Raw genomic sequence first — 16,179 nt, forward strand, 5'->3', positions numbered from 1 at the left:
GGCGCGCCCGGGCTTTGGCACGTGCGGTGTCCAACCCTCTCGCCGGTTCGCAGCGCCTCAATTCAAGCTAAGGTCGATGTAAAGAGAGGTCAGACCGTCGCGACGATCTCGATGTCAGATGCGGCCGGTTGGTCCATGGCTGCGACGGCTGTATAGCCATCAGTCGCACCGTTGCCGTCATAGTGCAGCACGCCATCGGCCAGCGAATAGATGAACGAGCCCTGGCCCAAACCATGGTTCACATTGGCGCCCGCGTTCGTGCCGTCATAGGAGTCGTTGATGACGGAGAAGTTGACACCGTTCTGCAGATTGCCGATCGGCAGGCCGCCGAACGCGCTGCTCAGGAACGCGACCGTGTCGGCACCGCTCTCGAAATCGACAATGACGTCAGGCGCCGGGCTGTTCAGATTGGAGAACGCGGTGTTACCGGCCACGGCAAATCCATCGTCGACGTTGTCATAAACGAAGCGATCGTTGCCTTCGCCGCCGGTCATGAAATCGTCACCGCCGCTGCTGAACAGCACGTCGTTGCCGTCGCCACCATTCAGCGCATCGCCATTGTCACCTTCGCTCATGGCGAACAGCTGGTCGTTGCCGTCCCCACCCTCGAGCGACTCGACCGTGTCGTCGCGCGTCGCGTAGATGATGTCGTCGCCGTCACCGCCATCGGCGGCTACCTCATCGCCACGCACGGCCAGGACATCGTTGCCGTCGGACGGCGCATTGAGCGACGTCACCCAGGAGATCGTCACGGATTCGCCCGGTTCCAGGTCCGGCAGGTCGTAGACGAGATTGATGGCGATATCGCCCGCACGGCCATTCGGATCGGCCGGGTTGTCAAACGCATTGGGGTTAAAGGGGTTCAGGTTCAGGAAGCCGAACGCCGACGCGCGCACCGCGATCGAACCGTCATCAAGACCGTTGGCGGCATTCAGCGCACCCTGGTCGGCCAGCAGCAGAATGCTCTGATCGCTGGTCGGCCCCTGGGCATCAACGGCGGCGATGCCGTTCTCATCGGGGTTCATCAGGACATCGTTGACGGTTCTGAACGTGCCGCCACCGTCGGCGTCCTGATCGGGGTCGCCACTGCGCATGTAACGCAAGCCAGTGATCGTGCCGTCGCCGGAATTGGTCAACGTCACGGTCGTGGTGAAGAAGGTATCGTTCAGGCCGAGGCTGATCGTCTGGCTCACATCGAGACGGCCGTCGACGCCGCCGGCTGACGTCACCGAATTCACGCCGCCGCCGGACGCGGTATCGCTGAGCCCCATGGCAATGTCGGTGCCCAGACCGCCGCCCTGGTTCGAACCGACAAAGGCGCCGGCGCCGTCGGTGAACGCTATGGTGAAGTTCTCGACCGGGATTCCCGGCAGGAACGCATCACCCGTCGTTGCATCGTCGCCGGCGAGTGGATCGTCATCGCCATAGAACGACAGGTTCGGTCGGTTGAGCTGATCGGCGGAAGCGAAGCCGTCGGGTGGCGCGCTATCGGTGCCCAGCGCGCCGTTCGCCGACACGCCAAGCTCAAGAAAGGTGCCTCGCAGGAACGCATCCGCACCACCGACAACAACGACGTCCGGATCGGTGGGAGCCTGATCCGTCTCGACCACCGGGTCGGTCTCGACCGGCGGATCACTGCGCGCCTTGTCCGGAAGGCTCTCGTCGGCAGGCGGTGTGACGCCGGGGATTTCATCGCCGGCGGACGCGCCAGTCGGTGTGGGATCGTCCGTCGCGTCGCTCTCGGCGTTCGCGGTCTCGTTCTCTTCGATTTCCTCGGCCAGAGCCTCGAACAGGTCGCCAACCGCCTCGGCGAACGCCTGCACGGCGGCGTTGGGGTCGGCAGGCTCGCCCGCTTGGGATTCGTCGTCGCCGGGATTGCCGTTCTCGGTGACGTCCGCCACCGTCAGCGTCGACGCCGCTCCCTCATCGGACGGCGCGTTCGCGTTGGTGTTCGAACTCTCGTTGATCACGCTGTCGCCAACGCCAAGGTTGGCCTCACTGAGCAACTGCATGGTCGCGAGCGCGGCGCGATAGAGCGCCTCGATGTCCGCGCCGCCCAAAATCTCGACCGGTGTCGGCGCCTGGTCCAGCGATGTCACCGTCGTCGTCGCACCGACCTCGCTCAAAATGACCGTCCCGATTTCCGTCGCGACTTCGACCAGACCGACATTACCGTCCGGGTCCTGCAGCAGCGTGACGAGGTTCTGCAGGCCTTCGGCGGCCGCCTGGATCGCCGCCGAGGTGCCGCGAATGCCGATCGTCGCCACCGGCGTCTCGACGGTCATGTCGCCGGTCTTGACGACATCACCGGAAACCAGAACGAACAGACCTTGGACCAACGAGAACGAAGCGACGTTGCTGTCGGAACCGGGATCGTAGATCAGCTCGTCGACAACCATGCGGGCGTCTTCTGATAGCGAGAACCGCGTGCCATCGGTGAACAGCACCGCGATGGCACCATCGGACGGCGTCTGAAGTACGTCACCCATGTAGATCGGCGAACCCACCTCCAGCGCCACCTGCGTGCCGTCGGCACGGATGGCGAAGGCCTCACCGGTCGCCGCCTCGACCTGGCCGATTGCGCCGTCAGTCACCGATGCCGTCTCGGCCTGGGCGTACTGGCCGGCGGTGGGTGAACCCGCGAGCGCCGAGACCAGGGCACCTTTCAGCACACCGGCGCCGTCGCCCAGAACGAGGTCGCTAGGTTCGGTTGTGGCGAAGTAGTCCTGAATGACGACCTGGGTGCCGTCCAATCCCTCAATGACCAGATCGGGACCCTGACGGTCGAAGTCGGCACGCAGCGCCATGTCGCCGAATGGCAGGCTCAACGGCCCTTGCGCCATGCCATCGACCACATGGGGCGACGGTGACGTGACCGGAGCGGACAAGGCCGTACTTGCAGTACTTTCGACCGCCATGTGCGTGTGTCCCTCAAACAAGGCCGTTTTTGGCCCTTTTTGTGCGCTCACCGCGTTGATTGAGCCCCAGCGTCACGGGCGCGCCATATCAACGCACTACTACTTTAGAGCAAGGAAACTATCGCCGGTAGCGGATGCAGGTAGGTGTGTCAGCCATCACACTTTGGGCCGATTTAAAGCCGAATCTGCGGGCCGGACACCGAATCGCGTCGGAATGGGCATGTTCAGCCCGAGTTGGGGCTTCTCGAGACCGGCGAACCGGCGGCCCGGCTACGTGCTGGAGACGATCTCGATATCGGAGGCGGCTGGCTGATCCATGGCCGCGACAGCCGTGTAACCAGCATCGGCGCCGTTGCCGTCATAGTGCAGCGTGCCGTCGGCGACCGAATAGACAAAGGTCGCCTCGCCGGCATCATGGTTGGCGTTGGTGCCGGCATTGGTGCCGTCATAGGAGTCCGCGATCACCGAGAAGTTGACGCCATCGACCAGCGCGCCCTCTGGCAGGTCGCCAAAGGCATCGCTGAGCAGCTGAATGACGTCCAGTCCGCTCTGGAAGTCGACAATGGTGTCGGCCTCAGGCGAAGCGATCGACGAGTAGGTGGTGTTGCTCGCGATAACGTGGCCATCATCCTCGTCATCATAGAAGAAGATGTCGGCGCCCAGGCCACCGGTCAAACTATCGGCGCCGCCGCCACTGCTTAGGAAATCGCTGCCATTACCGCCGACAAGCACGTCGCCGGTCGCACCGGTGCTGTAGGCGAACAGCGCATCGGTGCCGTTGCCACCGATCAGGGTCTCGCTCGTCTCCTCGCGCGCGGCCAGAACGATGTCATCGCCGTTGCCGCCATCGACCGTCGTCTGATCCGCCTGCGCGACCAGATAGTCGTTGCCGTCGGACGGATTGTTGGTCGAGGTCACCCAGGTGATCGTGATCGACTCGCCGGGTTCCAGATCCGGCAGAACATAGACAAGGTTGATGCCGATATCGGCGGTCGAACCATTGGGATCGGATGGATTGTCGAAACCCCGCGAATCGAACGGGTCGAGGTTCTCGAAGCCATAGGCCGACGCACGCACCTGGATTGAACCGTCGTCGAGACCGTTCTCCTGGTTGAGCGCCGACTGATCGGCGACCAAGAGGATGCTCTGGCCGCTAAACTGGCCCAAGGCATTGACGGCGGCGACACCGCCCGTGCCATCCGGGTTCAGCAGAACGTCGTTGATCGTCGGGAAGCCGATACCGCCCACCGCATCGACCTCGTGATCGGGATCGTTGTTGCGCATGTAGCGAAGGCCGGTGAGTGTCTCGTCACCGGTGTTGGTAATCGTTACGGTCGTTGTGTAGTAGGTGTCGTCGGCACCAAGGCTCACCGTCTGGCTGATCTCGACCTTATCGTCGACACCGCCCGTCAGAGTCGCCGATGCCACACCGTCGTCCGACGACGTGCTTTCGACGCTCATCGGGATGTCGGTGCCACCATCATCATTCTGGTTCGATCCGACAAACGATCCTTCCGAATCGGTAAAGGCGAGCGTGAAATTCTCGACCGGGATACCCGGCAGGAACGCATCGCCGGTGCCGTTGTCACCGTCGGCCAGCGGCGCATTGCTGGCATAGAACGAAAGCCCCGGCAGACCAGGCTCGTTGGATGCCTCAAACGATTCCGGCGCCGCACCGACGGTACCCATCGCACCGTTCGCGCCGATGCCCAGTTCCACAAACGTGCCCTGCAGGAACACTTCACCATTGTTGTTGACGACGACATCAACCTCGCCGGGCTCAGGCTCGATCTCGTCGGTCGCGCCACTCTCGACGGTTTCAAGCGTCCCTTGGCCATCGGTGTAACTCACGACAACGCGAACCTGGAACCCGACTTGGTCTTCGTCCGGTGTGAATGTGTCGTCCGTCGCGCCATCGATATCGACCCATCCGTCACCGGTCAGAACCTGCCACTGATAGCTGAACTCACCGAGACCATCGTCATCGCTTAGACCGGACGTGTCGGCCGTCAACGCCTCGCCCTCTTCGGGATCGCCGTTAATGCCGACATTGCCTTCCGGTGCGTCGTTGACGTTCGCCACGTTGTCGGTGGCGGCGCTCTCGACCGTCTCGACAGTACCGCCGCCGTCGGTGTAACTGACGACCACGCGCATCTGGAAGCCGACTTCGTCGTCACCGGGCGTGAAGCTGTCGTCCGTCGCGCCTTCGACGTCCTGCCAGCCGGTATCAGTCAGGATCTGCCACTGATAGCTGAATGGACCAAGGCCATCGTCATCGCTGAGATCCGACGTGTCGGCGGTCAGCGTCGAATCTTCCTCAGCGACGCCATTGATGCCGACGCCGCCATCCGGCTCGTCGTTCACGTTCGCAATCGGATCGGTTGCCGCGCTCTCGACACTCTCGTTCGTGCCCTCGCCGTCCGTATAGCTGACGACAACACGAACCGGTGCGCCGACCTCATCATCGCCCGGCGTGAATGTATCGCCGATCGCGCCTGCGATATCGATCCACTCACCGTCGATCAGCGCCTGCCACTGATATTCAAACTCGCCCAGGCCATCATCATCCGATAGGCCGTCGGTGTTGGCTGTCAGGATGGAGTCTTCCTGAGCGGCGCCGTCGACGATGACGTCGCCTTCCGGCTCGTCGTTGACATTGGCAATCGGATCGGTCGGTGCACTTTCGATACTCTCTTCCGTGCCCTGGCCGTCCGTATAACTGACGACAACACGCACCTGCTCACCAACCTGGTGGTCGCCTGGCGTGAACGTGTCGTCGGTCGCACCGTCGATGTCCGTCCACTCGCCATCGACCAGCGCCTGCCATTGATAGCTGAACTCACCGAGGCCATCGTCATCCGACAACTCGTCGGTGTTGGCGGTGAGTTCGGAATCCTCCTCCGCCACACCGTCGATCGTGACCGCACCATCGGGGTCATCGTTTACGTTGTCGACAGGGTCGGTTGCAGCGCTCTCGGCACTCTCGGTGGTGCCTTGGCCGTCCGTGTAGTCCACGACAACACGCAGTTGCAGGCCGACCTGATCGTCGCCCGGCGTGAACGTCGCGTCGGTCGCGCCGGCGATCGCGACCCAAACACCTCCGGCAAACGCTTGCCACTGATAACTGAACTCGCCCAGGCCATCATCGTCGGAGAGGCCATCCGTATTGGCGGTGAGCTCGCCATCTTCCTGGGCGACGCCGTCGATCGTCACCGCGCCCTCGGGCTCGTCGTTTACATTGGCAATCGGTCCGGTTGGATCGCTTTCGACCGTCTCGGCCGTGCCCTCGCCGTCCGTGTAGCTGACGACAACGCGCACCTGCGAACCGACTTCGTCATCGCCCGGTGTGAAGGTCTCATCGATGGCGCCGGCAATGTCGATCCATTCGCCGTCAACCAATACCTGCCACTGGTAGCTGAACTCGCCCAAGCCATCGTCATCCGACAGACCGTCGGTGTTGGTAGAGAGTTCGGAGTCTTCCTGCGCGACACCATCGATCGTGACAGCACCCTCAGGGTCATCGTTGACATTGGCCACAGGATCCGTCGCCACGCTCTCAACAGTCTCGGCCGTACCCTGACCGTCCGTGTAGCTGACGACCACCCGCACCTGCGCGCCGACCTCGTCGTCGCCAGGCGTGAAGGTGTCGCCTGTCGCGCCGGCAACGTCGATCCATTCACCATCGACAAGCGCCTGCCACTGATAGCTGAACGCGCCCAATCCGTCGTCGTCGGAAAGGCCGTCGGTGTTTGCCGCGAGCTCGCTGTCTTCTTGCGCGACACCATCGACGAGCACGGCCCCTTCAGGCGGATCGTTCTCGTTACCGATGGACGCCGTCGGATCGCTCTCGACGGACTCGGCCGTGCCTTCACCGTCAGTGTAGCTGACGACGACACGGAGCTGCTGACCAACCTGGTCGTCGCCCGGCGTGAACGCATCATCCGTAGCGCCAGCAATATCGATCCACTCGCCATCGACAAGCGATTGCCACTGGTAACTGAACTCACCGAGGCCATCGTCATCCGACAGACCGTCGGTGTTCGCCGTGAGCTCGCTGTCTTCCTGCGCGACACCATCGATTGTAACGGCGCCCGCAGGCTCATCATTCACGTTGGCAATTGGGTCAGTCGCATCGCTTTCGACGGTCTCCGCCGTGCCTTCGCCGTCTGTATAACTGACCACAACGCGCACCTGTGCGCCGACCTCAACATCGCCCGGCGTGAACGAATCATCCGTCGCACCGGCAATGTCGATCCATTCGCCATCGATCAGGGCCTGCCACTGGTAGCTGAACGCGCCGAGGCCATCGTCATCCGACAAACCGTCGGTATTGGCGGCGAGTTCCGAATCCTCCTGCGCCACGCCGTCGATCAGGACCGCGCCGGCCGGTTCGTCATTCACGTTGGCGACCGGGTCGGTCGCACCGCTCTCGACACTTTCCGCCGTGCCCTGGCCGTCCGTATAGGAGACGACGACACGCAATTGATCGCCGACCTGGTCATCGCCAGGCGTGAAGGTGTCGTCGGTCGCGCCGGCGATGTCGACCCATTCGCCATCGATCAGCGCTTGCCACTGATAGCTGAACTCACCCAGGCCGTCGTCATCCGACAGGCCGCCCGTATTGGCCGAAAGCTCCGCATCCTCTTGGGCGATGCCGTCAACAAGAACGGCGCCTTCCGGTGGGTCGTTCTCGTTGCCAATGGGCGCAGTCGGTTCGCTCTCGACCGACTCGGCCGTGCCCTCGCCATCAGTGTAACTGACGACGACACGCAACTGGTCGCCGACCTGGTCATCGCCAGGCGCAAACGTCTCAGCAGTCGCACCGGCAATGTCGATCCACTCGCCATCAGCGAGGGCCTGCCACTGATAGGAGAAGTCACCCAGACCGTCATCGTCGGACAGGCCATCGGTGTTGGCCGTGAGCTCACTGTCTTCCTGCGGTGCACCGTCAATCGTGACGACGCCAGCCGGGTCGTCGTTCACATTCGCTACAGCAGCGGTCGGGTCACTCTCGACCGATTCAGGCGTTCCCTCGCCGTCTGTATAGCTGACGACAACACGCACCTGTGCACCCACTTCGTCGTCGCCAGGCGTAAAGGTGTCATCGGTGGCACCAGCAATGTCGACCCATTCGCCGTCAACCAGCGCCTGCCACTGATAGGAAAACTCGCCCAGACCATCATCATCGGAGAGACCATCAGTGTTGGCCGCAAGCTCACTGTCTTCTTGCGCGACACCATCGACCAGCACGGCGCCTTCCGGCGGATCGTTTTCGTTGCCGATCGGCGCGGTCGGATCGCTCTCAACCGTCTCGGCCGTACCCTCGCCGTCGGTATAGTCGACGACGACACGCAATTGCTGGCCAACCTGGTCGTCGCCCGGCGTGAACGTGTCCTCCGTCGCGCCTGCGATGTCGACCCACTCGCCATCGACCAGCGCTTGCCACTGATAGCTGAACGCGCCCAAGCCGTCGTCATCCGACAAATTGTCCGTGTTCGCGGTGAGAACGGCATCTTCCTGGGCGGCGCCATCAATGGTGACGTCGCCTTCCGGCTCATCATTGACGTTCCCGACCGGATCGGTCGCCGCACTCTCTACGGTCTCAGCCGTGCCCTCGCCGTCGGTATAGCTAACGACGACGCGCACCTGGGCGCCGACTTCATCATCGCCGGGTGTGAAGGTGTCGTCCGTCGCACCGGCAATGTCGGTCCACTCACCATCGACCAGCGCCTGCCACTGGTAGCTGAAGTCGCCCAGACCATCATCATCCGACAGACCGTCGGTATTGGCCGATAGCTCGCTGTCTTCCTGGGCAGCACCGTCCACGACGACCGCACCCGCGGGCTCATCGTTGACGTTCGCCACGGGATCAGTCGCCTCGCTTGCGACACTCTCGGGGTTGCCGCCGCCATCTGTATAGCTGACGACGACACGCAACGCGTCACCGACCTGATCGTCGCCCGGCGTAAACGTGTCACCGGTCGCACCGGCGATATCCGTCCACGTGCCATCGATCAGCGCCTGCCACTGATAGCTGAACGCGCCCAGACCGTCGGCATCGCTGATGCCGGAGGCGTCGGCGGTCAGCACCTCATCTTCCTGCGCCAAGCCGGCAATCGTCACGTCACCTTCGGGATCGTCGTTGATGTTGCCGACGGGATCTGTGGGATCGCTGGTCACGCTCTCCGGCGTGCCTTCGCCATCGGTGTAACTGACGACAACGCGCACCTGCTGCCCGACCTGATCGTCACCGGGTGCGAAGGTGTCGTCGGTCGCGCCCGCGACATCCGTCCATTCACCATCGACCAGCGCCTGCCACTGATAGCTGAACGCGCCGAGACCATCGTCATCGGTGAGGTCATCGGTGTTGGCCGTGAGTTCGCTGTCTTCCTGGGCGTCGCCCTCAATGACGACGGCACCAGCCGGATCGTCGTTCACGTTGGCGACCGAATCGGTTGACGCGCTTTCAACGCTTTCAGCCGTTCCCTCGCCATCCGTGTAGCTGACAACGACACGCAGCTGATCGCCGACCTGATCGTCGCCCGGCGTGAAGGTCTCATCGGTCGCGCCGGCGATGTCCGTCCATTCACCATCGACCAGCGCCTGCCACTGATAGCTGAACGCGCCCAGGCCATCGTCATCGGTCAGACCGGATGCGTCGGCCGTGAGCAGCGAGTCTTCCTGGGCGACACCGCCAATGGTCACGACGCCGTCAGGCTCGTCGTTGACGTTCTCGACCGGCGCGGTGGCGTCGCTTTCGACGCTCTCCGCGTTACCGCCGCCATCCGTGTAGGAGACGACGACGCGCAACTGATCGCCAACCTGGTCATCGCCCGGCGTAAAGCTCTGGTCCGTCGCGCCGGCGATATCGGTCCAGACACCATCGACCAGCGCCTGCCACTGGTAGCTGAACGCGCCCAGGCCATCGGCGTCGCTCAGGCCCGAGGTATCCGCCGTCAGCGGTGAATCTTCCTGGACATCGCCGAGAATGGCGACCGCACCAGCCGGATCATCATTGACGTTGGTAACCGGATCGGTCGCGCCGCTGGTGACGCTCTCTGCCGTGCCGTTGCCGTCGGTGTAGCTGACGACGACGCGCAGCTGCGAGCCGACCTCTGGATCATCCGGCGTGAAGGTGTCGTCTGTCGCTCCGGCGACATCAGTCCAGACACCATCGACCAATGCCTGCCACTGGTAACTAAGATCGCCCAGACCATCGGCGTCGCTCAAACCTGAGGTGTCAGCGGTCAGAAGCGCATTCTCCTGAGCCACGCCATCGATCAGGACATCGCCTACCGGCGGATCGTTTAGATTTCCGATCGGCGCGGTCGGGTCGCTCGTGACGCTCTCGCCCGTGCCTTGGCCGTCCGTATAGGAGACAACCACGCGCACCGCGTTGCCGACCTGATCGTCGCCGGGCGTGAACGTCGTGCCGGTCGCGCCGGCGATGTCGGTCCAGACACCGTCGACCAGCGCCTGCCACTGGTAACTGAAGTCGCCCAGGCCGTCGTCATCGCTGATGCCCGAGGCATCGGCCGTCAGAAGTGAATCTTCCTGGGCGTCACCGGCGATGACGACGTCGCCTTCCGGCGCATCGTTGACATTCGCGATGGGATCGGTCGGACCGCTCGCAACGCTCTCCGACGTCCCGCCGCCATCGGTATAGGAAACGACCACGCGCACCTGCGCGCCGACCTGGTCATCGCCGGGCGCGAACGTCTCATCGGTCGCGCCATCGATGTTGACCCAGCCGCCCTCGGTCAGAACCTGCCACTGGTAGGAAAACTCGCCGAGACCATCGGCATCGGTGATCTCTGATGCGTCCGCCGTAAGCAGGGTATCTTCGACCGACGCGCCGGTAAGGGTGACCTCGCCCGCTGGCGGGCTGTTGGTGCTGCCCTCTTCGGTCATTTCCTCAATCGTTTCGTCGTTGCGCTCCTTGTCCGGCAGGCTCTCCAGCTCGTCGCCGGCCGACGCGCCGGTTTCTTCTTCTCCCTCGCCGCCGTCTTCGCTCTCACCTTCGCCTTCGGCCTCTTCGATGGCGGCGGCAAGCTCTTCGAACAGATCCTCGACCGCCTCGGCAAAAGCCTGAACCGCGGCATCCGGGTCGGCGGGCTGGGCCTGATCGCCACTGCCGTCATCGGCACCCGTCTCGACGCCCAGATCGGCATCGTTCAGCACCTGCATGGTGGCGAGTGCAGCGCGATAGAGCGCCTCGATATCGGCGCCGTCTAGAATTTCGACAGGGCTCGGCGCCTGATTGATGGACGAGACCGACGTCGTGGCGCCGAGTTCGCTCAGGATCACTGCCGCGACGTTGGTGGCGACCTCGACCAGACCAGTAGTCTCATCGGGATCCTGCAGCAGCGTGACGAGGTTCTGGATGCCTTCGGCGGCCGCCTGGATCGCCACCGATGTGCCGCGAATGCCGATGGTCGAAACCGGTGTTTCGACTGTCATATCGCCGGTCTTGGCGACATCGCCGGAGACCAGGACGAACAGACCCTGGACCAGCGAGAACGAAGCGACGTTGTTGTCGGAACCGGGATCGTAGATCAGCTCGTCGACAACCATGCGGGCGTCTTCGGACAGCGAGAACTGTGTGCCGTCGGCAAACAGAACGGCGACCGCGCCGTCAGACGACGTCTCCAGGACATCGCCCAGATAGATCGGCGAGCCGACTTCCAGTGCGACGCGCGTGCCATCGACGCGAACGGCGAAGGCCTCGCCGGTAATGGCCTCGACCTGGCCCACCGAGCTCGCGGTCAACGACGCGCTATCGAGTTGGGCGTACTGGCCGGGCGTCGGCGATCCGGCAAGCGCCGACACCAGGGAACCCTTCATGACGCCGGCGCCCTCACCCAGGATCAGATCCGGCGGCGTGGCGGCCGTAAAGTAGTCCTGGATCAGAATCTGGCTACCGTCGCGGCCCTCGATCAAGAGATCGGGGCCCTGGCGATCAAATGATGCGCGCAGCACACTCTCGGCGTCGTCGATGTGAATGCCACCAGACGACATTCCGTCGATCACGTGAACCGGCGAACCCGCAGGGGTACCCGCCGACAATGCTGCTACGTCCAAGCCTTCCACAGCCATGCGCGTCTTCCTGTCACTTATTGGCTCCTGCCCGCCGTTTCTTGTTGAATAGACGGCGTAACAACTGGCGCCGCGACACTACCCGTAAGGCCAGGAAATGTCTGCGAATCCTTGCGGATTATAGGCTAAAGCGCCCCATTTTGTGACCCAATGTGGCACAAACGGCCCACATTCATGAGGTTTCTCAATCAAACGGGGTCAAGTGATCAGTTTTTTCTATTCCAGATTGCGCCGCTCATCCTCGCCAAGCCGCCGGTTCGCCTGCCGCAAGAACACCGCGAGCGTGCAGCCCTGGTCGGTTGTCGACCAGTGCTTCGATCCCGGCCCGAAGCTGACGAAATCACCGGTTCGGAACACCGCACCGTCGTTGTCGACGAGTTCGCCGTCAATCACATAGAACTCCTCGAAGTCCATATGCTCATGCGGCTTCGAACTGGTGCCGGGATCCATGCGCAGCAGGAAGCTGCCTTGCCCGGTCGCCATTTCGTAGCTGATGTTGCACCACCACATGCCCTCGACCGGTTCGCCATAGCGATCATCCGGCACAAAACGGGCATCGGACGCGTTGAAAATCTGCCGTGTCGTCAATGCCATGCCTCCCAGCTGCCTGACAAAAATGGCCCCTCGCCGACACATGTGCAACTTGCCAGGGATGTTCTCTGCGTGATCCACTGCCCGCGACCCAACAAACGGGGGACTTGATGGCGGCGACAGGCGACCGCAGCGAACTCGACCGGTTCTTGGAACAACATCCTGATATCGACGTCGTCGACGCGATCTACTCCGATCTCTGCAACCTTTGGCGCGGCAAGCGCATCAGCCGTGATGACGCCGCCAAGATCTACGATCAGGGACTACCTGTCGCAGGCGCCATGTTTCTGCTGGACGTTACCGGTGACACCAGTGATCCCGGCGGGCGCGGTCTGTCGGACGGCGATCCCGATGATCTGGGTCGTCCGGTCGCAGGAAGCCTGGTTCCGGTTCCCTGGGCGACACGTCCGACGGCGCAGGTCCTGATCGATGTGTTTCACCTGGACGGGCGGCCCTACGATGCCAGCCCCCGGCAGCTTCTCGCCAAGGTCGCCCAGCGTATTCACGACCGCGGTTGGCGGCCGCTGATAGCCGCCGAGCTCGAGTTCTACCTGATCGATCCCAAGCGATCCGCCGACGGCGCCCCACAGCAGCCGATCCTGCCGGGCAGCGGCGAACGGGCCTCGTCACGCCAGGTCTATTCGATGGCCGATCTCGACGATTACGGCCCATTCATCGAAGAGGTGACGCGCGCCTGTGCGGCACAGAACATTCCCGCCAATGTGGCGAGTTCGGAGTACGCGCCCGGTCAGATGGAGATCAATCTGAGGCATGGCGACGACCCGGTCGTGGCCGCCGATCATGCCGTTCTCCTGCAGCGCGTCGTGATGGCACTGGCGCCCAAACACGGCATGCGGGCGACGTTCATGGCCAAACCATTCCCCGACGAGGAAGGCAGCGGCCTGCATTATCATGTCAGCCTGCCCGATACCGACGGCAACAACCTGTTCGACGACGGCAGCCAGCTTGGCAGCGAGACGATGCGTCACGCCATCGGCGGCATGAAAGAGCTGGCGCCCGAATCCGCGGCGATTTTCCTGCCGAACATCAACTCCTATCGGCGGGTCTTCGCCGGCAGCTACAGCGCCGGCTCGTTCAGCTGGGGCGATAACAACCGCACCACGTCGATCCGCCTGCCGGTCGGCGACGGCAAGGCGAAACGCCTGGAGCACCGCATTGCCGGCGCCGATGCCAACCCCTATCTGACGCTCGCCGCGATCCTTGCCGGACTGGAGCACGGGATCGTCAATCAGATCGATCCAGGCCCACCTCAGGAAGGCGACAGACAGCAGGAAACCGGCGACATGCCGAGCAACTGGCGCGATGCGCTCGCCGCCATGAAGAACGGCGACCACCTGGCCGACTATCTGGGGCGCGACTACATCGACCTTTATCTGGCCACCAAACGCGCTGAGATGGATCGGTTCCTGGCGATCCCTTCAGCCCTTGAATTCAGCTGGTACCTGGGCGGCTGATAGACTTGGTTTCATCAGTCGACGAACTGCGAGAAGACCTCATCGATCGATAGGCCGGCCAGCGCTTCGCTTAGCCGGTTTTCAGAGAGCCCCTCGCCGGTGTCATCGCACATGTAGGCCATCAGCATCTGCTGATAACCCCTGTCTTCGCGGTTGAATCCCTTAATGAAGACCAGACATTGCCACAGACCAGCGTTGTCGGGATCGTCGATCGTGAAGCCGTAAAGGTCGACCTGACCGATATTGGAATTGAGGTCGCGAAACGGTTCAGGGCCGCGTGTCATGAAGTCGGCGAGATGGCCAAATTCGTCCATTGCCAAATCAAGGGTCATGTAGGACTGCTTCCAGTACCAGCCGCTCAGGGTTTCGCAGAAAACCGCTTCGGCGAAGAAACCGCTCTTGTCCCACACGGCGAACTCGCAGATCGACGATCGGCTGGACTGGCGCACGTACTGGTTCGCCAAGCCATCCGTCGGACCGACATGCCAGCGCATGCGGCCGTCGACCGGGTCAATGGTCTGGGCGGCGGCCGGCCAGGCGGCGGCCATGAACAACATGCAGAGAACCGCGCCCGCTCGCCGGCCGAACGACCGCGCGACAGGCCGCGCAAACAGATGACGTTCCCACATGGCCGCTACGTTAGCGTCAGCGCCGGGGTTCCGTCACCCTTCTCGGTTTTCGCCTTCGGCACCACCCGTCTTGAGCAATCGCCTGACCACCCACTCCATCGACAGTCCCTGCACAACAATCGAGAACACGACGACGATGTAGCAGGCCGTCAGCAGTACCTCGCGCTCCGGCGACGGCGGCAGAGAGAGGACCAGGGCAACCGAGATGCCACCGCGTAAGCCGCCCCAGGTCATGATCCGGATCGCACCAGGGGTGAAGGTTCCGCCCAGCCACTTCAGGCCCCAGATTGGCAGGCTGACCGAGATGAGACGGGCGACCAGGACCATCGGGATCGCGATCAATCCGAGCTCGACATAACCGAGCGCGCCGCTGATCGCGACCACCTCGAAACCGATGATGAGAAACAGCACGGAATTCAGGATCTCGTCGATCAACGACCAGAAGCTGGTGGTGTGCTCCCGGGTCGTCTCACTCATGGCGAACCGCGTGCCGATGTTGCCGATCAGGAGGCCGGCGCACACCATGGCGATCGGCCCGGAGACATGGATCAGGTCCGACAGCGCAAAGGTGCCCATGACCAGGGCCAGCGTGATCAGGACCTCCAGATTGTGTTCGTTGACCGACTTCAGAAGTTTGAACGCGATGAACCCGGTGACCAGTCCCAACGCTGCGCCGCCCACGGCCTCGACCAGGAAAAAGACGGCGATGCCGCCGGCATCCACTTCGCTGTGGCCGCCCGCACCGGTCGCCAGGCCGGCGAGCACGGAGAACACCACGATCGCCACACCGTCGTTGAACAGGCTTTCGCCGGCGATTTTCGCTTCCAGCGTCGGCGGCACCTTGACGCGTTTGAGGATGCCGAGCACGGCGACCGGATCGGTCGGCGCGATCAAGGCGCCGAATACCAGGCAGAAGATCAGGGGGACACCCAGGTCCAGTCCCTGAACGACCAACCACGTCCCGCCGCCAATCAGAAAGGTCGACAGCAAGGTGCCCAGAATGGCGATGGCGAAGATCGCCTTGCTGCGCTTTACCAGCGCCGAAAGGTCAACATGCAGGGCGCCCGCGAACAGCAGGAACGACAAGAGGCCCTGCATCAGGGTCTCGGAGAATTCGATGCTGGCGACGAAACCGCGCACCGTTGCGCCAATGCCCAGGACAGGCCACACCGCATCGACGGCCAGCAGCACCAGCGAGATCGCCATGGCGACAACGACCAGGCCGATCGTGTGGGGCAGCTTTAGAAGCCGATGGTTCAGATAACCGAAGACGGCGGCCAGGACGACCACGACCGCGGCCAGATCAAACACAGCATCCATCGAAACGGGTCCTCAGAAAGCAGCCGGGCCGGGGGGCGGTGGGGGGCCCGCCCCGGTGTTTTTGCCCCAACCCGCCGCAGAAAAACGGAAGCGGAGAGGTTCTAGCCACCCCCCGGGTTGGGGACGCGGACCAGGTGGCCCGGGGGCCCC

Annotated in this window: 6 protein-coding genes; 1 reads left to right on the forward strand and 5 read right to left on the reverse strand. The window is 63.1% G+C overall.

The annotated features are described in order from the left end of the window. Nucleotides 1-89 precede the first annotated feature (89 nt). The 3 genes from AAF563_15095 to AAF563_15105 form a co-directional block, all read right to left on the reverse strand. Nucleotides 90-2,918: a FecR domain-containing protein gene (locus AAF563_15095; GenBank protein MEM7122607.1), complete on the reverse strand. Its 2,829-nt coding sequence runs from the start codon at nucleotides 2,916-2,918 to the stop codon at nucleotides 90-92. A 270-nt stretch (nucleotides 2,919-3,188) separates the two neighbouring features. Further along, nucleotides 3,189-12,014 carry a FecR domain-containing protein gene (locus AAF563_15100; protein ID MEM7122608.1) on the reverse strand — a complete coding sequence of 2,942 codons (8,826 nt, stop codon included), beginning with the start codon at nucleotides 12,012-12,014 and terminating at the stop codon, nucleotides 3,189-3,191. Nucleotides 12,015-12,230: 216 nt separating this feature from the next. After that, nucleotides 12,231-12,602 (reverse strand): cupin domain-containing protein, encoded by a 372-nt coding sequence (locus AAF563_15105; protein MEM7122609.1) that lies wholly within the window; start codon nucleotides 12,600-12,602, stop codon nucleotides 12,231-12,233. Nucleotides 12,603-12,715: 113 nt separating this feature from the next. Between AAF563_15105 and AAF563_15110 the strand changes: the two genes are divergently transcribed. Beyond that, nucleotides 12,716-14,080 carry a glutamine synthetase family protein gene (locus AAF563_15110; GenBank protein MEM7122610.1) on the forward strand — a complete coding sequence of 455 codons (1,365 nt, stop codon included), beginning with the start codon at nucleotides 12,716-12,718 and terminating at the stop codon, nucleotides 14,078-14,080. Between the two features lie 14 nt (nucleotides 14,081-14,094). On the opposite strand, the gene AAF563_15115 is transcribed toward AAF563_15110, so the two are convergent. Both AAF563_15115 and AAF563_15120 read right to left on the reverse strand, forming a co-directional pair. Continuing rightward, nucleotides 14,095-14,628: a hypothetical protein gene (locus AAF563_15115; GenBank protein MEM7122611.1), complete on the reverse strand. Its 534-nt coding sequence runs from the start codon at nucleotides 14,626-14,628 to the stop codon at nucleotides 14,095-14,097. A 114-nt stretch (nucleotides 14,629-14,742) separates the two neighbouring features. Then, a complete protein-coding gene (locus AAF563_15120; GenBank protein ID MEM7122612.1) occupies nucleotides 14,743-16,029 on the reverse strand; it encodes a sodium:proton antiporter in 1,287 nt (428 codons plus the stop codon). Nucleotides 16,030-16,179 lie beyond the last annotated feature (150 nt).

Source organism: Pseudomonadota bacterium (genome assembly GCA_039028155.1).
Lineage (GTDB): Bacteria > Pseudomonadota > Alphaproteobacteria > SP197 > SP197 > JANQGO01.

What these genes read in the sequence shown, in the direction of transcription:
- AAF563_15095 (MEM7122607.1), bottom strand. Translation starts at nt 2,918, where the DNA reads ATGGCGGTCGAAAGTACTGCAAGTACGGCCTTGTCCGCTCCGGTCACG.
- AAF563_15100 (MEM7122608.1), bottom strand. Translation starts at nt 12,014, where the DNA reads ATGGCTGTGGAAGGCTTGGACGTAGCAGCATTGTCGGCGGGTACCCCT.
- AAF563_15110 (MEM7122610.1), top strand. Translation starts at nt 12,716, where the DNA reads ATGGCGGCGACAGGCGACCGCAGCGAACTCGACCGGTTCTTGGAACAA.
- AAF563_15115 (MEM7122611.1), bottom strand. Translation starts at nt 14,628, where the DNA reads ATGGCCGCCGCCTGGCCGGCCGCCGCCCAGACCATTGACCCGGTCGAC.
- AAF563_15120 (MEM7122612.1), bottom strand. Translation starts at nt 16,029, where the DNA reads ATGGATGCTGTGTTTGATCTGGCCGCGGTCGTGGTCGTCCTGGCCGCC.